The 18,471-nt window shown below is 54.5% G+C and carries 17 protein-coding genes and 1 riboswitch; of the genes, 7 read left to right on the top strand and 10 right to left on the bottom strand.

Annotation, left to right across the window (positions count from 1 at the left end; genetic code table 11):
- The first annotated feature begins 4 nt into the window (after positions 1-4).
- Both mglA and mglC read left to right on the top strand, forming a co-directional pair.
- The gene (gene mglA, locus Q7C21_RS01385; protein WP_003854115.1) at positions 5-1,525 is read left to right on the top strand and encodes a galactose/methyl galactoside ABC transporter ATP-binding protein MglA; all 1,521 of its coding nucleotides are present in this window, start codon (positions 5-7) and stop codon (positions 1,523-1,525) included.
- A 19-nt stretch (positions 1,526-1,544) separates the two neighbouring features.
- A complete protein-coding gene (mglC, locus tag Q7C21_RS01380; RefSeq protein ID WP_003854114.1) occupies positions 1,545-2,555 on the top strand; it encodes a galactose/methyl galactoside ABC transporter permease MglC in 1,011 nt (336 codons plus the stop codon).
- A gap of 442 nt (positions 2,556-2,997) precedes the next feature.
- Here the strand turns inward: mglC and sanA are convergent, their stop codons facing one another.
- The 6 genes from sanA to metG form a co-directional block, all read right to left on the bottom strand.
- Positions 2,998-3,717, bottom strand: a complete 720-nt coding sequence (sanA, locus tag Q7C21_RS01375; protein WP_004571246.1) for an outer membrane permeability protein SanA — start codon at positions 3,715-3,717, stop codon at positions 2,998-3,000.
- A gap of 135 nt (positions 3,718-3,852) precedes the next feature.
- Entirely contained in the window at positions 3,853-5,550 is a 1,698-nt protein-coding gene (locus Q7C21_RS01370) for an NAD-dependent malic enzyme (RefSeq protein ID WP_375150281.1), read from the bottom strand.
- Positions 5,551-5,819: 269 nt separating this feature from the next.
- On the bottom strand, positions 5,820-6,710 hold the full coding sequence (cdd, locus tag Q7C21_RS01365; protein ID WP_182629554.1) for a cytidine deaminase: 891 nt from the start codon (positions 6,708-6,710) through the stop codon (positions 5,820-5,822).
- 120 nt (positions 6,711-6,830) lie between these two features.
- Complete coding sequence (locus Q7C21_RS01360) at positions 6,831-7,523, bottom strand: CidB/LrgB family autolysis modulator (protein WP_004571249.1); 693 nt, start codon at positions 7,521-7,523, stop codon at positions 6,831-6,833.
- Complete coding sequence (locus Q7C21_RS01355) at positions 7,516-7,908, bottom strand: CidA/LrgA family protein (protein ID WP_004571250.1); 393 nt, start codon at positions 7,906-7,908, stop codon at positions 7,516-7,518. Before Q7C21_RS01355 ends, Q7C21_RS01360 begins: the two co-directional genes overlap by 8 nt.
- 229 nt (positions 7,909-8,137) lie before the next feature.
- Positions 8,138-10,171 carry a methionine--tRNA ligase gene (gene metG / locus Q7C21_RS01350; RefSeq protein WP_182629553.1) on the bottom strand — a complete coding sequence of 678 codons (2,034 nt, stop codon included), beginning with the start codon at positions 10,169-10,171 and terminating at the stop codon, positions 8,138-8,140.
- Positions 10,172-10,347: 176 nt separating this feature from the next.
- On the opposite strand from metG, the gene apbC reads away from it, so the two are divergent.
- Positions 10,348-11,460, top strand: coding sequence for an iron-sulfur cluster carrier protein ApbC (gene apbC, locus Q7C21_RS01345; RefSeq protein WP_004571253.1), 1,113 nt, complete (start codon positions 10,348-10,350; stop codon positions 11,458-11,460).
- On the opposite strand, the gene Q7C21_RS01340 is transcribed toward apbC, so the two are convergent.
- A complete protein-coding gene (locus Q7C21_RS01340) occupies positions 11,457-11,912 on the bottom strand; it encodes a GNAT family N-acetyltransferase (protein ID WP_004571254.1) in 456 nt (151 codons plus the stop codon). The two genes, apbC and Q7C21_RS01340, sit on opposite strands and share 4 nt — an antisense overlap.
- Before the next feature lie 247 nt (positions 11,913-12,159).
- Here Q7C21_RS01340 and ahpC point away from each other — a divergent pair, with 247 nt between their 5' ends.
- Positions 12,160-12,723, top strand: a complete 564-nt coding sequence (ahpC, locus tag Q7C21_RS01335) for an alkyl hydroperoxide reductase subunit C (RefSeq protein ID WP_004571255.1) — start codon at positions 12,160-12,162, stop codon at positions 12,721-12,723.
- A 71-nt stretch (positions 12,724-12,794) separates the two neighbouring features.
- A complete protein-coding gene (ahpF, locus tag Q7C21_RS01330) occupies positions 12,795-14,360 on the top strand; it encodes an alkyl hydroperoxide reductase subunit F (protein WP_004571256.1) in 1,566 nt (521 codons plus the stop codon).
- 64 nt (positions 14,361-14,424) lie between these two features.
- On the opposite strand, the gene Q7C21_RS01325 is transcribed toward ahpF, so the two are convergent.
- The gene (locus Q7C21_RS01325) at positions 14,425-15,384 is read right to left on the bottom strand and encodes an AEC family transporter (RefSeq protein WP_375150280.1); all 960 of its coding nucleotides are present in this window, start codon (positions 15,382-15,384) and stop codon (positions 14,425-14,427) included.
- Between the two features lie 98 nt (positions 15,385-15,482).
- A complete protein-coding gene (locus Q7C21_RS01320) occupies positions 15,483-15,680 on the bottom strand; it encodes a hypothetical protein (protein WP_078804586.1) in 198 nt (65 codons plus the stop codon).
- A gap of 307 nt (positions 15,681-15,987) precedes the next feature.
- A riboswitch (TPP riboswitch) is annotated at positions 15,988-16,088 on the top strand.
- 34 nt (positions 16,089-16,122) lie between these two features.
- Between Q7C21_RS01320 and thiM the strand changes: the two genes are divergently transcribed.
- Positions 16,123-16,920 carry a hydroxyethylthiazole kinase gene (thiM, locus tag Q7C21_RS01315; RefSeq protein ID WP_375150279.1) on the top strand — a complete coding sequence of 266 codons (798 nt, stop codon included), beginning with the start codon at positions 16,123-16,125 and terminating at the stop codon, positions 16,918-16,920.
- Positions 16,907-17,707 (top strand): bifunctional hydroxymethylpyrimidine kinase/phosphomethylpyrimidine kinase, encoded by an 801-nt coding sequence (thiD, locus tag Q7C21_RS01310; protein WP_008926102.1) that lies wholly within the window; start codon positions 16,907-16,909, stop codon positions 17,705-17,707. The genes thiM and thiD overlap by 14 nt, the downstream gene beginning before the upstream one ends.
- Positions 17,708-17,758: 51 nt before the next feature.
- Here the strand turns inward: thiD and Q7C21_RS01305 are convergent, their stop codons facing one another.
- Positions 17,759-18,445, bottom strand: a complete 687-nt coding sequence (locus Q7C21_RS01305; RefSeq protein ID WP_004571261.1) for a GntR family transcriptional regulator — start codon at positions 18,443-18,445, stop codon at positions 17,759-17,761.
- Positions 18,446-18,471 lie beyond the last annotated feature (26 nt).

Raw genomic sequence — 18,471 nt, 5'->3', positions numbered from 1 at the left:
AAATATGGCCAGTGATAACACGACCGCGCAGCGAGAATATTTGCTGGAAATGACGAATGTTTCAAAATCATTTCCCGGCGTTAAAGCGTTAGATAATGTTAATTTGAAAGTGCGGCCTCACTCTGTTCATGCATTAATGGGCGAGAACGGTGCCGGGAAATCCACATTATTAAAATGCCTGTTTGGTATCTATAAAAAAGATACCGGCAGTATACTGTTTCAGGGTAACGAGATCGATTATAAAAGCTCCAAAGAGGCGCTGGAAAATGGCGTGTCGATGGTGCATCAGGAATTAAACCTGGTACTGCAACGTACCGTGATGGACAACATGTGGCTTGGGCGCTATCCGCGCAAAGGCTTTTTTGTCGATCAGGATAAAATGTATCAGGATACAAAAGCGATTTTTGACGAGCTGGATATCGATATCGATCCGCGCGACAAAGTTGCCAATCTTTCTGTATCTCAGATGCAGATGATTGAAATTGCCAAAGCGTTCTCTTACGACGCGAAAATTGTGATTATGGATGAACCGACTTCCTCGCTGACTGAGAAAGAGGTTAATCACCTGTTCACGATTATTCGCAAACTGAAAGATCGCGGCTGCGGCATTGTTTATATTTCGCACAAGATGGAAGAGATTTTCCAGCTGTGCGATGAGATCACCATTCTGCGTGATGGTCAGTGGATTACCTCTCAGCCGCTGGAAGGGCTGGATATGGATAAGATCATCGCTATGATGGTCGGCCGTTCACTGAACCAGCGTTTCCCTGACCGTACCAACGTGCCAGGCGAGACCATTCTTGAGGTGCGCAATCTGACGTCGCTGCGTCAGCCGTCGATTCGTGACATCTCATTTGATCTGCGTAAAGGGGAGATACTCGGCATTGCCGGGCTGGTGGGCGCCAAACGTACCGATATCGTCGAAACGCTGTTTGGCATTCGCGAAAAATCGGGCGGCACCATTAAACTGCATGGTAAACCGATTAATAATCACAGCGCCAACGAAGCCATTAACCACGGTTTCGCGCTGGTGACGGAAGAGCGTCGCTCAACCGGTATTTATGCTTATCTGGATATTGGTTTTAACTCGCTTATTTCCAATATTAAAAAATATAAAAACAGTATGGGGCTGCTGGATAATAAACGCATGAAGAGTGATACCCAGTGGGTGATCGATTCTATGCGCGTTAAGACACCAGGCCACCATACTCAAATTGGTTCGCTTTCGGGCGGTAACCAGCAAAAAGTGATTATTGGCCGCTGGTTATTGACCCAGCCTGAAATCCTGATGCTTGATGAACCAACTCGCGGTATTGATGTTGGTGCAAAATTCGAAATTTACCAGTTGATTGCTGAGCTGGCGAAGAAAGAAAAGGGCATCATTATTATCTCTTCTGAAATGCCGGAGCTGTTAGGCATTACCGATCGTATTCTGGTAATGAGTAATGGACTGGTAGCAGGCATAGTTGATACCAAAACGACCACGCAGAACGAAATATTGCGTTTAGCGTCATTACACCTTTAATGAAGCAAGGGCTGTTAACATGAAAGCGACCACAAAAAAGAATGCGCTAACCTGGTTAAAAGAGGGCGGCATTTACGTCGTTCTGCTGGTATTGCTGGCTATTATTATCTTCCAGGATCCATCGTTCTTAAGTTTAATGAACCTGAGTAATATTCTGACCCAATCTTCAGTGCGCATTATTATTGCACTGGGTGTGGCGGGTCTGATTGTGACCCAGGGTACTGACCTGTCAGCCGGACGTCAGGTTGGTCTGGCTGCGGTTGTCGCCGCGACGTTGCTGCAGGCGATGGATAACGCGAACAAAGTCTTCCCGACGCTGGATACCGTGCCGATTCCACTGGTTATTCTGACCGTGTGCATCATCGGCGGTGTGATTGGTCTGGTCAACGGTGTGATTATTGCTTACCTGAAGGTAACGCCATTTATCACCACGCTGGGCACCATGATTATCGTTTACGGTATCAACTCACTCTATTATGACTTTGTTGGCGCATCACCGATTGCCGGTTTTGACGCAGGCTTCTCGAAATTCACCCAGGGCTTCTTGCGCTTTGGTGATTTCAAACTGTCGTTCATCACGTTCTACGCTGTGATTGCCATTATTTTCGTCTGGGTGCTGTGGAACAAAACCCGCTTCGGCAAAAACATTTTTGCTATCGGCGGTAACCCGGAAGCGGCGAAAGTGTCAGGCGTGAACGTCCCGATGAACCTGATCATGATCTATGCCCTGTCAGGTGTGTTTTACGCCTTCGGCGGGATGCTGGAAGCGGGTCGTATCGGTTCTGCCACCAACAACCTCGGCTTTATGTATGAGCTGGATGCGATTGCGGCCTGTGTGGTCGGCGGCGTCTCCTTCGCCGGTGGTGTGGGTAGCGTAGCGGGCGTCGTGACCGGTGTACTGATCTTCACCGTTATCAACTACGGTCTGACCTATATCGGCGTCAACCCTTACTGGCAGTACATCATTAAAGGCGGCATCATTATCTTCGCCGTTGCGCTGGATTCACTGAAATACTCTCGTAAGAAGTAAGTCTGATTCAACGCTAAGAAAGCGACCTTCGGGTCGCTTTTTTTATGGGCAGATGTTGTGAGGAATTGCTATGAGATCGAGTCAGCGAAGGGAACAGGGTCAGATCGGAAAGACGCAAAACCTGTCATCCATGACACGCTCGGCTCGTGTTATTCCTCTGCAGAACGCTTTTTATGAGGGAGAGTGTTGGAGGCATTGCTGTGAGATCGAGTCAGCGAAGGGAACAGGGTCAGATCGGAAAGTCGCAAAGGCCGTCATCCATGACACGCTCGGCCCGCGCCATTCATGGCGCGGGACGCTTTCCTCTTCTGACCCTGTTCCCTGCGCGTTGAGCTTAGTCGTTGCTGTCAGAATTCCCTGAACCTTGTACCTTGCTGCCAGACCGCAGCAAACTGCTAACAATGCGATTTCAGCAAAGCTAAAAGAAGCCGCTGAGCGCCAGCTATTTCCGCAGTTTTTGTTCCAGCTCCAGCAGCTGCTCCGGCGTCACCGCAGGGTAACTCTGCGCATCTTCAGGGACATCGCGTACGGCGGGAATAGGTACCAGCGGACCTAAGAAGCGAGGTTCACGCTTGAGCAGAAAGAGGTCCGCCAGCGCGCCCAGTCGGGCACCGACTTCACGGAAGCGCACGCTGAGCATGTTTTTAGGTGAGGGCACCGCATAGCACTGCGCCTGAATGCCCAGCTGTAAGGCGATAAACAGCGCACGCTCACAGTGAAAACGCTGCGTGATAATAATGAAATCGTTGGTATCAAACACTTTACGTGTGCGAACGATGGAGTCCAGCGTACGGAACCCGGCATAATCGAGCACGATATCAGCCGGATCGACACCAGCTTTGATGAGGTCGCGTCTCATGGTCATCGGCTCGTTATAACTTTGCAGCGCGTTATCACCACTCAGCAGCAGGTAATTGACCTTGCCGCTGTTGTAGGCGTTCAGCGCGCCCTGAATGCGATAGAGGTAATACTGATTGATGACGCCGGTACGATAATATTTAGCCGTACCCAGCACCACGCCAACCTGACGATGGGGTAAAGAGGCGACATTTTCGTAGATAAAAGGCGCAGTTTTCCAGCTGATCCAACGATCAAGGCCGAGCGCCGTTGCCATCATCAGTAAGATGATGAAAAGCAGACCAATGGAAACGCGTTTCAGCATGCGCCTGGAGACTCGATGTCAGAATGTTGAGATGGGACAAGGCTACTTGAGCTGTCGCAGTGAAGCAAGTTACTGCCGGCTGGCTGTGCTATTTTTGAACACTGCCGGATCGCCTGCGATCCGGCAGTCTGAAGGTTAAATCGAGGTACGACGATAATGACGGTACTGCGGCAGCCAGAAGTTGTTGGCGATAGCCTGTGACAACACATCCTCTGAGGTCACTACGGCGACACCCGCCAGCTGAGCCGCTTTACCCACTTCCATCGCAATGATTTTCGACACACCCTGAATATCTTTAATCTCAGGCAGCACCGGGCCTTCGCCTTCATTCACCAGCGGTGAACAGTCGGCGAGCGCACGGCTGGCGGTCATCAGCATGGTATCGGTAACGCGGCTGGCGCCTGACGCAATCACACCCAGCCCAATACCGGGGAAGATATAGGAGTTGTTGCACTGCGCAATCGGATAGGTTTTACCATTCCAGCTCACCGGTGAGAACGGGCTGCCCGTGGCGACCAGCGCGGCACCGTCAGTCCAGGCAATGATATCCGCAGGTGTGGCTTCCACGCGTGATGTCGGGTTCGACAACGGCATCACGATAGGGCGCTGACAGTGCTTGTGCATCTCGCGAATGATCTCTTCGGTGAACAGACCCGGCTGGCCGGAGACACCAATCAGAATATCGGGTTTCGCATTGCGTACGACATCCAGCAGCGAAATGGAATCATTGGTGATATCCCAGGTCTGCAGGTTTTCGCTTTTCTGCACCAGCTTGCTCTGGAAGTCGAGCAGGTTGGGGAGCTTATCAGTCAACAGACCAAAGCGATCCACCATCATTACCCGGCCACGCGCTTCATCATCACTCAGACCTTCTGATTTCATCTGCGCAATGATCTGTTCAGCGATTCCGCAACCCGCAGAACCGGCACCCAGGAACACCACTTTCTGCTCGCACAGGCGGCTACCGGCTGCGCGGCTGGCCGCAATCAGCGTGCCAACGGTCACGGCGGCGGTGCCCTGAATATCGTCGTTAAAGCAGCAGACTTCATCGCGATAGCGGTTCAGCAGTGGCATGGCATTCTTCTGGGCGAAATCTTCAAACTGCAACAGCACTTTCGGCCAGCGGCGCTTAACGGCCTGAATAAACTCATTCACGAACGTATCATACTCTTCGCCAGTGATACGCGGATGACGCCAGCCCATGTAGAGCGGATCGTTCAGCAACTGCTGATTGTTGGTGCCGACATCCAGCACAACCGGCAGCGTGTACGCCGGGCTGATGCCGCCACAGGCGGTATACAGCGAAAGCTTACCAATCGGGATACCCATGCCACCGATGCCCTGATCGCCGAGGCCCAGAATACGTTCGCCATCAGTCACCACAATCACCTTCACATTCTGCTTGGTGGCGTTTTGCAGCATATCTTCGATGCGATCGCGGTTTGGGTAGGAGATGAACACGCCACGCGCACGGCGGTAGATTTCAGAGAAGTGTTCACACGCTGCGCCAACGGTCGGGGTGTAGATAATCGGCATCATCTCTTCGAGATGGTTATCCAGCAGGCGGTAAAACAGCGTTTCGTTGGTGTCCTGAATGTTGCGCAGGTAGACATGCTTATCGTTATTGTTTTTGAAGTCCTGGAACTGACGCCAGGCACGCTGCGCCTGCTCTTCAATCGATTCTACGGCTTCTGGCAGCAGACCATTGAGGTTGAATTCGTTACGTTCTTCGATACTGAAGGCGCTGCCTTTGTTTAACAGGGGAAATTCCAGCAAAATCGGGCCAGCATAAGGGATATACAGCGGGCGTTTACTTTCGTAGTCGAGTTCCATGCAGTGATGCTCCGGTTGCAGTGTTGTCTGGCGTCACGCCGGAAAGGTAGCGCCAGTTTTCTTACCCGTTATAGCTCAGACTGCAGGCCCGGCAGCGGCAGGGTAACCGCTCCAGAAAGATTCACGACCGCGGTGCCATCCTGCAACCTGAATTATTCAGAGTAATTTGTGATCACGTGAATTCTGGCGCCAGATCCTATGAAATTTCCCGCAGAAGTACAGCGTTTGTTCATAAAAGCTCACAAAACTGTGGCCTCTCTGACAGCGGGTTATGCTTTGTACAGCGTCACCTGCAGCAGCTCACCGCAACCAAATGTCTCAAGTGTTGCCTGTGTGGCGGCGAACTGGCTTAACGTGGCATTTTCTACTTCAGCTAAAACCGCTTTTTTTATCTGATGAACATCGCCGCCCTGCATGTTCAGCAAGACCAGCGCCGCCTGAAGTGGCGGGAAGCTTGGGTTGAACGCGGCATTTTCCGCATAGCGACCCGCGACAATCGCGCCATCCTGGGTCAGCAGGGCAACACCAGCGTGTGACTGACTGTAAGGCGCATGGCTGGCATTGGCGGCGGCCACGGCGGCCTGTACCAGTTCATCGCCCCCGGCGACGTAACCATGATCAACCTCATCCATCAGGAAGGTTGTGATGTCGAGATCGCGTGGGCCAAAGGCATCGGGCAGATAGTCGGCCAGGGTGCTGATCGCGCGCTTTGGCAGGCTGATACGAATGCTGGTGCCGCTGTTCAGCTCGTTCATAAACTGACGGCAGTGCCCGCACGGCGTGTAGTTAACGGTTATCGTCTCAAGCTGGCGCTCGCCACGCAGCCACGCATGGGTAATGGCGCTCTGCTCGGCGTGAACCGTCTGCTGCATCGCCGTGCCGACAAATTCCATGTTGGCCCCGAAGTACCAGTTGCCGCTGACGCCACGGGCAATCGCCCCGACGTTAAAATGCGACACGGTAGCCACGGCGCAGGACGCCGCCAGAGGCAGCAGCGCCAGCGCCAGTGCATCGGCATCCATCTGGGTCTGTTGTTGCAGCGAGGCGACCTGGTCGGCGCTGAGCACGGCGTTGAAGTCAGCCTCGTTCAGCAGGGGAGCCAGTGCAGTTTGCAGCGTTGACGGCAATGCCTCAAAAGCGGAGAGGAAACGGGATTGCATGTGAGCCTCATTAAATTCAGCAGGGCGATGTGCCAGTCACCGGTTTATATGTGATCCACATCGCTCTGACAATGTAACCTGTGTTGCATGTTTCAACTTTGCGAGATCTATCGCAAAGTTTCAGCCAAACCAGTGCAGCAGGAGCGGAAAAATAAAGGGCGCCAGCAGTGAGGTGATGATGCCGCAGATCACCAGCGCCAGTGAACTGAAGGCGCCCTCCTGATAGTCGAGCTCGGCCGCGCGTGCTGTGCCCAGGGCATGTGACGCATTGCCAATTGCCAGTCCGCGCGCGGCTTTAGACTTCACGCCCAGCAGATTCAGTACCGTGTGCCCGAACACCGCACCCAGCACCCCGGCAATAAGTACACAAATAGCGCTGATAGCGGGGATACCATGCAGCGAGCCGGAGACAGCCATCGCGATGGGTGTGGTCACGGATTTGGGCATGATCGTGGCGGCAATTTCGGGCGTGGCACCCATCCACAGAGCAATAGCAGTACCTGAACTCATGGCGGTCACACTGCCAATAAAGCAGACGCCGATAATGGACTTCCAGCGGGCACGAATCTGGTGCATCTGCTCATACAGCGGCAATGCCAGCGCAACCACGGCCGGTTGCAACAGCTGATTGAGAATCTCACTGCCTGCGAAATAGCGCGAGTAGGGCAGCTGTAACAGCAGCAGTATCGGGATAATGATCGCCATCGCCACCAGCAGCGGATTTAGCAGCGAAATCTTCAGTTTTATCGCCAGCTTGCGCGCCAGAAAAAAGGCGGCCAGCGTCAATGGCAGCGACCACCATATCTCACTCATCAGCAGACTCCCCGGCCGGACGGCGGCTGTGAAGCTTGTGGGCACTTACGCCAACAATGGAGAGGACCAGCAGGGTGCTGACGACGCAGGAGACAACGATAGGGCCGAACTGCGCGGTAAGAATATCGGTGTAGCTCATTACCCCGACGCTAATCGGCACAAACAGCAGCGCCATATAGCGAATCAGCAGATGGCATCCCGGCTTCACCCAGCTCACTGGCAAAATCTGTGACGCAAGCAGGGCAAACAGAATTAACATCCCCAGAATGCTGCCGGGCATTTTGATAGGCAGCAGCGAGGCGATACCGATACCGGCGTATAAGCAGAGATAAATGATGATAAAAGCGCGAAGATAACGTCCGCAGACAGACAGCACGGTGAGCATGGCAGGCTCCTGTTTTCACTGAGCTTCATCATACGCATTAACCGCTTAGCGTGCTAGCGATCACACTTATGGGTACAGGGCAGTGCCGGGTGAAGCGTGCCGGGAAAGAAAAGGAGAGGTTGGGTAGTCGTGGGAACAGAGAAGAGAAAACCCTTCGCGCCAGAGCTAAGGCACGAAGGGTTTCAGAACGGCAGTGTGCTTTACAGTTTAAACCGCAGAGGGCAGACCTTTACTTAACCGGCATGCCCGGTACAGCACCGCTATCAACGGACAACACGAACAGATCTTTCCCGCCCGGACCCGCTGACAGCACCATACCTTCGGAGATGCCGAAGCGCATTTTACGCGGCGCCAGGTTGGCCACGATGATGGTCATTTTACCGACCAGCACAGAGGGATCAGGATAAGCGGCGCGGATGCCCGAGAAAATCTGACGCTTTTCACCGCCCAGGTCGAGTTGCAGACGCAGCAGCTTGTCTGAACCTTCAACCCGTTCCGCCTGCTCGATTAGCGCAACGCGCATATCCACTTTGGCGAAATCGTCGATGGTGATGGTGTCACCAATCGGCGCATCTGCCAGCGGACCGGTTGCGGCTGGTGCACTTGCTGCGGCAGCATCCTCTTTTGAGGCGTCAATCAGTCCCTCAACCTTCGCCATTTCAATGCGGCTGTAGAGTGCTTTGAATGGCGCAACCTGATGATCCAGCAGCGGCTGCGCAATGGCATCCCAGCTCAATTCACAGTTCAGGAAGCCCTCTGCACGGGCGCTCAGTGACGGCAGCACCGGCTTCAGCCAGGTCATCAGAATGCGGAACAGGTTAATGCCCATTGAGCAGATGGCCTGCAGATCGGCATCACGGCCTTCCTGCTTCGCGACCACCCACGGAGCCTGCTCATCGACATAACGGTTCGCCAGGTCGGCCAGCGCCATAATTTCACGGATAGCACGGCTGTATTCGCGCGCAGCCCAGGCATCACCAATCTTCTCTGACGCATCAACGAAGGTCTGATAGAGCGCCGGATCGGCCAGTTCTGCTGCCAGTTTGCCCTCAAAGCGTTTGGTAATGAAGCCTGCGTTACGTGACGCCAGGTTAACCACTTTGTTGACGATGTCGGCATTTACGCGCTGGACGAAATCTTCCAGATTCAGGTCGATGTCGTCGATACGTGAAGAGAGTTTCGCCGCGTAGTAGTAACGCAGGCTGTCGGCATCCAGATGTTGCAGCCAGGTGCTGGCTTTGATAAAGGTGCCGCGCGACTTCGACATCTTGGCACCGTTAACGGTGACATAGCCGTGTACAAACAGATTGTTCGGCTTGCGGAAGTTGCTGCCTTCCAGCATCGCTGGCCAGAACAGGCTATGGAAATAGACGATATCTTTACCGATGAAATGATACAGCTCGGTGGTGGAGTCTTTACGCCAGAATTCGTCGAAGTCGATGTCGCCGCGCTTGTCGCACAGGTTCTTGAACGAGCCCATGTAGCCGATAGGCGCATCCAGCCAGACGTAGAAGTATTTGCCTGGCGCATCCGGAATTTCAAAGCCGAAGTAAGGCGCATCGCGTGAGATATCCCACTGCTGCAGGCCTGACTCAAACCACTCCTGCATTTTGTTCGCCACCTGATCCTGCAGCGCACCGGAGCGGGTCCACGCCTGCAGCATGGCGCTGAAGGACGGCAGATCAAAGAAGAAGTGCTCAGAGTCGCGCAGAACTGGCGTCGCACCAGAAACCACAGACTTCGGATCGATCAGCTCGGTCGGGCTGTAGGTCGCGCTGCAGACTTCACAGTTGTCGCCGTATTGATCAGGTGACTTACATTTCGGGCAGGTGCCTTTCACAAAACGGTCCGGCAGGAACATCCCTTTTTCCGGATCGTAAAGCTGGGAAATGGTGCGGTTTTTAATAAAACCGTTCTCTTTCAGGCGGCCGTAAATCAGCGCAGACAGCTCGCGGTTTTCATTGCCGTGAGTGGAGTGATAATTGTCATAGCTGACGTTGAAACCGGCAAAGTCGGCTTCATGCTCGCTTTTCATTTCTGCAATCATCTGCTCCGGCGCAATGCCCAGCTGCTGAGCTTTCAGCATGATAGGCGTGCCGTGCGCATCATCGGCGCAAATGAAATAAACCTGATTGCCACGCATTCGTTGGTAACGCACCCAAATATCTGCCTGGATATGCTCGAGCATGTGGCCGAGATGGATTGATCCGTTCGCGTAAGGCAGTGCGCACGTTACCAGAATTTTTTTAGCGACTTGAGTCATAGTTTGCGTAGCTTTCTGTTGATTGAAAAAACGGGCTTAGATGGTAACTGATGGCTTCTCCTGCGTAAACATAAGGGATTCACCCCGCCAGTCGCCGCAGATCCACGAGCATCTGATATCATTGACAATACATCGCTGAAACACAGCGTAAGCACAGCAGAAATAAGGAGCAGGGGATGACAGTACAATCCCGGGAACCGCATACGCCAGAGGGCCTGCGCGCCATCGTAGCGGGCGTATTGAGAAGCTTTGAGCATCCGACCCTTAAACAGAATCTCACCTCGCTGAAAGCGCTGCACCACGTGGCGCAGCTGGATGGAACGCTGCATGTTGAACTGCTGATGCCGTTTGCGTGGGCCAGCGGGTTCGATGCCCTGAAAGAGCAGGTCAGCGCCGACCTGCTGCGTCAGACCGGCGCACGCGCCATCGACTGGCGGCTCAGCCACGATATCGCCACCCTGAAGCGGGTGAAAAACCAGCCGGGCGTTAACGGGGTTAAAAACATTATTGCGGTCAGCTCCGGCAAAGGCGGCGTGGGTAAATCCAGCACCGCCGTAAATATGGCACTGGCGCTGGCAGCTGAGGGCGCGCGCGTCGGCATTCTTGACGCGGATATCTACGGCCCGTCTGTGCCGAACATGCTTGGGACTCAGGACCAGCGGCCAACCTCGCCGGATGGGACCCATATGGCGCCGATCATGGCACATGGGCTGGCCACCAACTCCATTGGTTATCTGGTCACGGATGACAATGCGATGGTGTGGCGCGGACCCATGGCCAGTAAAGCGCTTATGCAGTTGCTGAATGAGACTCTGTGGCCTGAGCTGGATTATCTGGTGCTGGATATGCCGCCCGGCACGGGCGACATTCAGCTGACGCTGGCGCAGAACGTGCCGGTAACCGGTGCGCTGGTGGTCACGACGCCGCAGGATATCGCCCTGATTGATGCCCGCAAAGGACTGGTCATGTTTGAAAAGGTCAATGTGCCGGTGCTGGGCGTGGTAGAGAATATGAGCCTGCATGTCTGCAGCCAGTGTGGCTTCCACGAGCCGATTTTCGGCACCGGCGGCGCGCAGAAACTGGTGGAAGATTACCAGACGCAACTGCTGGCCCAGTTGCCACTGCACATTGATCTGCGCGAGGATCTTGATGAAGGTGAACCGACAGTGATTCGCCGGCCCGATAGCGAGTTTACCACGCTGTATCGCCAGTTGGCCGGACGCGTCGCGGCCCAGCTTTACTGGCAGGGCGAGGTCATCCCTGGCGATATCGCCTTCCGCGCGCTTTAAGCCCGACCCGACCCGCTGGCGTATTGTGAGGCCAGCGGGTAGTGCATCAGCACATAACCGCCGTGCTCGCCTTCGCCCTGTGAAATCATCTTCCAGCCATGCTTCAGATAAAATGCCTGCGCCGCTTTGTTCTTCTGCAGGCACTTAAGCGCGCCGGTTGAGGTAAAACGCGCCTCTACCGCCTCCAGCAACGCGCTGCCCACGCCGCGCCCCTGCCAGTCTGGATCGACATAGAGACTGTGCAGGAAGTTGTCGTTCTCCAGCAGACCTGCAAAGCCGACCCGATGGCCATCAGCCTCCGCAACCAGGACGGTCTCCCCCAGAATAACGCCATCAAAATCTTCCAGTTGCCACTCGCTGCCCTCCAGCCAGCGCCAGTTATGTCGTCGCGCTGCCAGAAACAGCGTACGCAGGAAAGGACGGTCGGCTTCAGTAAACGGACGAATCTCCACGGGTCAGCTCCTTATCATCTGGTCTTACAAAACTAGCAGTGATTAGCGGAGACGTGCCTAAAAGATCACGTAAAAGATAAAGCGGGTTAAATGTCACGTAAATCGCTGTACACTGCCTGCCGGGCCAGAGAGCATCAGGCTCTCAGCGTTTGATAGCTTTCGTTTATCAGATTGATAACGTCCGCATATTAGATGTTGGCCCGAAAATTATGTAACCTGCATCACATATTTTAACGGAGGCCACCAGATGTCTATTATCAATACCAAAATTAAGCCGTTCAAAAACGCAGCATTCAAAAACGGCGAATTCATCGACGTAACCGAGAAAGACGTTGAAGGTAAATGGAGTGTGTTCTTCTTCTATCCAGCTGACTTCACCTTCGTCTGCCCGACCGAACTGGGCGACGTAGCTGACCATTACGAAGAGTTCCAGAAACTGGGCGTAGACATCTACTCCGTTTCTACCGACACCCACTTTACCCACAAAGCCTGGCACGGTTCTTCAGACACCATCGCGAAGATCAAATACACAATGATCGGTGACCCGACTGGCGCGCTGACCCGTAACTTCGAAATCATGCGTGAAGACGAAGGTCTGGCTGACCGTGGTACGTTCATCGTTGACCCGCAAGGCGTAATCCAGGCAATCGAAATCACCGCTGAAGGCATTGGCCGTGACGCCTCTGACCTGCTGCGTAAAGTGAAAGCGGCTCAGTACGTGGCTTCTCACCCAGGTGAAGTGTGCCCGGCTAAATGGAAAGAAGGTGATGCAACACTGGCTCCGTCTCTGGACCTGGTTGGCAAAATCTAATCCCGCTTTGCTCTTTCGATCATTCTCCAATCGGGTGCTGCGGCACCCGATTTTTTGACCAGGATATCACTATGCTCGACACAAATTTGAAAACCCAGCTCAAGGCCTACCTTGAGAAATTAACCAGACCTGTTGAGTTGATTGCCACCCTGGATGAGGGTGCAAAATCAACCGAGATCCGTGAACTGTTGGTTGATATCGCCGGCTTGTCTGACAAAGTCAGCTTCCGCGAAGAGAACGATCGTCAGGTGCGTAAGCCCTCATTTCTGATCACCAACCCAGGTTCGAACAGCGGCCCGCGTTTTGCCGGTTCACCTCTGGGTCACGAATTTACCTCACTGGTGCTGGCACTGTTACAGACCGGTGGGCATCCGTCTAAAGAAGCACAGAGCCTGCTGGACCAGATCGCCGCGCTGGACAGCGACTTCCATTTCGAAACCTATTATTCACTCTCATGCCATAACTGCCCGGACGTCGTCCAGGCGCTGAACCTGATGGCGGTGATTAACCCGCGCATCAGCCACACTGCTATCGACGGTGGCCTGTTCCAGAACGAGATTCAGGAACGCAACGTGATGGGCGTGCCAGCGGTTTACCTGAATGGTAAGGAGTTTGGTCAGGGCCGCATGAGCCTGGCGGAAATCGTCAGCAAAGTAGATACCAACGCGGATAAACGTGCAGCGGAAGAGCTGAACAAGCGTGACGCCTATGAAGTCCTGATTATCGGCAGTGGCCCGGCGGGTGCAGCGGCAGCCATCTACTCAGCGCGTAAGGGTATCCGTACTGGCCTGATGGGCGAACGTTTTGGCGGCCAGGTACTGGATACGGTGGATATCGAAAACTATATTTCCGTACCGAAAACCGAAGGCGCGAAACTGGCAGGTTCACTGCGCGCACACGTTGATGATTACAATGTGGATGTCATTGAAAGCCAGAGCGCCATCAAATTGATCCCGGCGGCGAAAGAGGGCGGACTGCATGCCATCGAAACCGCCTCCGGCGCAGTATTGAAGTCTCGCAGTATCATTCTGGCGACCGGCGCACGCTGGCGCAACATGGGTGTGCCGGGTGAGGAAGAGTATCGCACCAAAGGCGTCACCTACTGCCCACACTGCGATGGCCCGCTGTTTAAAGGCAAGCGTACGGCAGTGATCGGCGGCGGTAACTCCGGCGTTGAAGCAGCCATTGACCTGGCGGGTATCGTTGAACATGTTACGCTGCTGGAGTTTGCCGGTGAGATGCGTGCCGACCAGGTATTGCAGGATAAGCTGCGTAGCCTGAAGAACGTTGATGTCATCCTGAACGCGCAGACCACCGAAGTGAAAGGCGACGGCACTAAAGTGACCGGCCTGCACTATCTTGACCGTACGACGCAGACCACCCATGAGCTGCCGCTCTCTGGTATCTTCGTTCAGATCGGTCTGCTGCCAAATACCCCGTGGCTGGAAGGCGCGGTTGAGCGCAATAAAATGGGTGAGATCATCATCGATGGTAAATGCGAAACCAGCCTGAAAGGCGTGTTCGCGGCGGGCGACTGCACCACCGTGCCGTACAAGCAGATTATTATTGCCAGCGGCGAAGGCGCAAAAGCTTCACTGAGCGCTTTTGACTATCTGATTCGCACTAAATCGGCTTAATAACGTTTAGTCAGGCAGACAATAGCCCTTCAGCATTCGTGCTGAAGGGCTTTTTTTTAGTCTGTTAATAGCCCGCCAGCGTCATCAGCATCATCCATATCGGCGTCGTCACCGCTGCAAACACCGTAGAAAAGAGCATACTGGCCGCCGCCGGACCCGTAATGACATTAAACTTCTGCGACATCAGATAAACGTTTACTCCCACCGCCATTGATCCCAGCAGGACTACCACTTTACTCTCCAGCGGCGGCAGACCGGTCAGCCACGCGATAGCCCATACCGTCATCGGTTGCAGCACCAGCTTCAGCAGGCAAATGGTGTAGCTCTCTTTTAAGCCGTCCCGCACCCGATAGTGCGCCAGGCTCATGCCCAGCGTGACCAGCGACAGCGGCGCGGCCAGCGAGGCCAGCATCTTTAATGGGTCAGCGGCCAGCTGCGGCAACGGGCGTTGCAGAAAACTCCAGGCTGTGCCGCTGAGAATGCCAATGATGAGCGGATTCTTCAGCACACCGATCAATGTGCGCCAAAGGCCATTCAGCGAGAAGCTGCCCTGTTTCGCCCACTCGACTGAGACGGTCAGTAAAGTCCACAGGATCAGGCTGTTAAACACCAATACCAGTGCCACCGGTGGCAGCGCTTCTGGCCCGAGTAACACGGTGGCCACCGGGATCCCCAGCATCACGTTATTAGAGAAGATACCGCCCAGGGCAAAGACTGAAGCCGCCACGCCATCCAGATCGAACAGCCTTGTTGCCAGCAGTCGCCCCACGATAAACACCAGCAGGCAACTGCCGAAGAAGGCCAGTAACAGGCGCGCATCCACCGGCGGGCTTTGTGAGAAGGTACTCATTACCCGAAACAGCATGCAGGGCAGTGCAACGTTAAACACAAAGCGGTTCATCCCTTCGCTGATGCTGGCAGGCCATTTTCCGAGGCGTGTCAGGCAGTATCCCAGTAAGATCAGGATAAATAGCGGGGCAGAAAGATAAATTTGATGGCTTAAGCTTTCAAACAGCAGTGGCATAGAGGGCGTCTGATCAGGCGATGATTAGTTACCAGACTAACAAATTGCTAACTAACTGTTAACTGGAACGGTGTCTGAACCCTCCGCCGTGAGGGCGGCTAATCTAGCCAGCGACGCGCCTGTTCATCGCTGATATCACGATAATAGACGCGATGGATTATTTCGTTACAGCCTGAGCAGCGTGCGGAAATATAGGTTGAAAAATAATATCTGCCACTGGGTGCGACGGCACCCTGACGTTCAATAATAATATCCTGCCATCGATGACGGTGTGGAATAAGCGCTAAAAATCGCATCATACATCCTGCATAGTATGAAGTTCCGCTTCAGGAGGTAACTAACCTCATGAAATAAAATATTTTTTACGATGATGCTGCAAGCAGGTTAATTATTATTATGCAGTCAGAGACACTGCAGGAAATATTTCCTGTCAGGGGGATAAATAAAGCTAACTATAAAGAGGTGTTTCGTTAACCCGCAGCATTAAGCCTTTTTTTGTGACCTCAGGCGTTGATCGGGATCATATGAATTGTTTCAGCACGGATTATTTCCCCGACAGGTGTCGCTTGCTTTCACCGTATAGCTCTCCTATGCTGCAAGCCGTAACACGACTCGGGGTGCCGCTTTCCACACGGAAAGGGCTGAGAAAAACCCGCTGACCTGAACTGGATAATGCCAGCGTAGGGAAGTCTGATGCCTGACCGCATTCGCCTTCTTGTTCGCCGGTTGGGAGCTACGATGACACATCAATCTCAACACCTTTCTGCCGCGCACTTCGCGCCCATCCTGCACACTTTCCGCCGTCAGTCACCGCTGGTGCACTGCATGACCAATGACGTGGTTCAGAACTTCACCGCCAATGTACTGCTGGCACTTAATGCCTCACCGGCGATGGTGATCGATCCGGAAGAAGCCGCAGAGTTCAGTGAATTGGCCGATGCGCTGCTGATTAATGTGGGCACGTTAACCCGCGAACGGCAGCAGGCGATGCAGGCTGCCATCACTGCCGCTAATCTGGCGGGCACACCCTGGACACTCGATCCGGTTGCGGTCGGCGCGCTGACGCTGCGCAGTGACTTCTGTCAGCAGTTATTGAGTCAGCAACCGGCGGTGATCCGCGGCAATGCATCAGAGATTCTGGCGCTGGCACAGCAGGCCAGTGGCGGGCGGGGCATTGATACACTGCATCAGGCGGATGCGGCAATTGATGCAGCACAGCAACTCGCTGAGACCTGGAAAACGCTGGTGATCGTCACCGGTGAAGTGGACTACGCCACGGATGGTCAGCGGATCCTCGCCATAAGCGGTGGCAGCCCGTTAATGACACGGGTGGTGGGCACCGGCTGTGCACTTTCCGCCGTGGTAGCGGGCTTCAGCAGTCTGCCTGGTGATCGTTTAATGAATGTCGCGGCCGCCTGTCAGGTCATGGCCCTGGCGGGGGAAAAGGCAGCGCCGCAGGCTGTCGGGCCGGGCAGCTTTGCCACCGCGTTTATTGATGCCCTCTGGACGCTGGAGGTCGGCAATGAAGCGCATTAATGCCCTGACGATTGCCGGTACCGATCCCAGCGGCGGGGCAGGCATTCAGGCCGATCTGAAAACCTTCTCGGCTCTGGGCGCCTATGGCACCAGCGTCATAACCGCGCTGGTGGCACAAAACACGCAAGGCGTGCAGTCTGTTTACCGGATTGCACCTGACTTTGTTGCCGCCCAGCTCGATTCGGTGCTGAGTGATGTGCGCATCGACAGCGCAAAAATTGGCATGCTGTCAGAAACGGCTATCGTAGAGCAGGTTGCTGCCCGGCTGAGAAAGGCTGATATCCCGTTTGTGGTACTGGATACCGTGATGGTCGCAAAAAGTGGCGATGCGCTGCTCTCGCCAGACGCCGTGGCCAGCGTACGTGAGCTGTTATTGCCGCAGGTCTCGTTGATCACACCGAATCTGCCGGAAGCGGCGGCGTTGCTCAACTGTGCTGTCGCCAGCGATGAGGCGGAGATGCGCGAGCAGGGACGGGCATTGCTGGCGCTGGGCTGTCAGGCTGTGCTGATGAAAGGCGGACATCTTACGGCGGCAGAGAGCCCGGACTGGCTGATCACGCATTCCACTGAGCAGCGATTCAGCACGTCTCGCGTCAACACCCGTCACACCCATGGCACCGGCTGCACGCTGTCGGCCGCCTTAGCCGCGTTGCGTCCGCGTCATGCTGACTGGGCAGAGACGATTGGGGAAGCCAAAAACTGGTTACAACAGGCGTTGTTAATGGCAGATACGCTGGAGGTCGGGAAGGGCATCGGGCCGGTTCACCATTTTCATCAATGGTGGTGACGGCGAAGACCCGCACCGGCCTGACATTCAGGCGGTGCGGGTGATGAGCGATTAGGGTGCTTCAAACCAGGCGCTGTTACGCTCGGCAATGGGGGTGATTGAGAAGATCATCTCCTGCAGGTGGCGACGCATCGCCGCTTCGGCAGCATTGTCGTCATGGCCCTTGAGCGCGGCAAAAATCTCTTCATGCTGCTCAATCAGTTTTTCTGGCGGCGAGACTTCACTCAGCGTCAGAAAGCGCACGCGGTCCATTGCCGCTTTGATGTTCTCCACCGTCTCCCAGGCCAGCTTGCAGTCGATACTTTCAGCGATCAGGCGATGAAACTCATCGTCCAGCGTAAGAAAAGCCTGGCTGTCATGGCGTTCAGCAGCCATGCGCTGCAGCTGCAGGTTATGTTCCAGCGCCATCAGCGACGAGTCGTCTATCTCCAGCGCCGCGCGACGAACCACCGACACTTCCACCGCCTCACGGATAAAGCGACCATCTGCTACCCGCTTAGCGGAGATTTTGCGCACAAAAGTACCGCGCTGCGGCAATACCTGTACCAGTCCGGCTTCAGCCAGCTTGATGAACGCTTCGCGCACCGGCTGGCGTGAGACGTTGAAGCGCGCAGACACTTCCTTTTCAGAAAGTAGCGAGCCTGGCTGAATTGCGCAGGTGACAATATCTTTGCGCAGATACCGGTAAATCTGCTGATTTACCGGTTCGCTGGTCGTAATGGTATAGGCGATCGACATGCAGCAATATCCATATTACGGCTGGC

Origin of the sequence: Pantoea sp. ANP04 (assembly GCF_041982285.1) — a bacterium.
In the GTDB taxonomy this organism is placed as follows: domain Bacteria; phylum Pseudomonadota; class Gammaproteobacteria; order Enterobacterales; family Enterobacteriaceae; genus Pantoea; species Pantoea eucalypti.
This window is presented reverse-complemented; position numbering and strand designations above follow the sequence as displayed.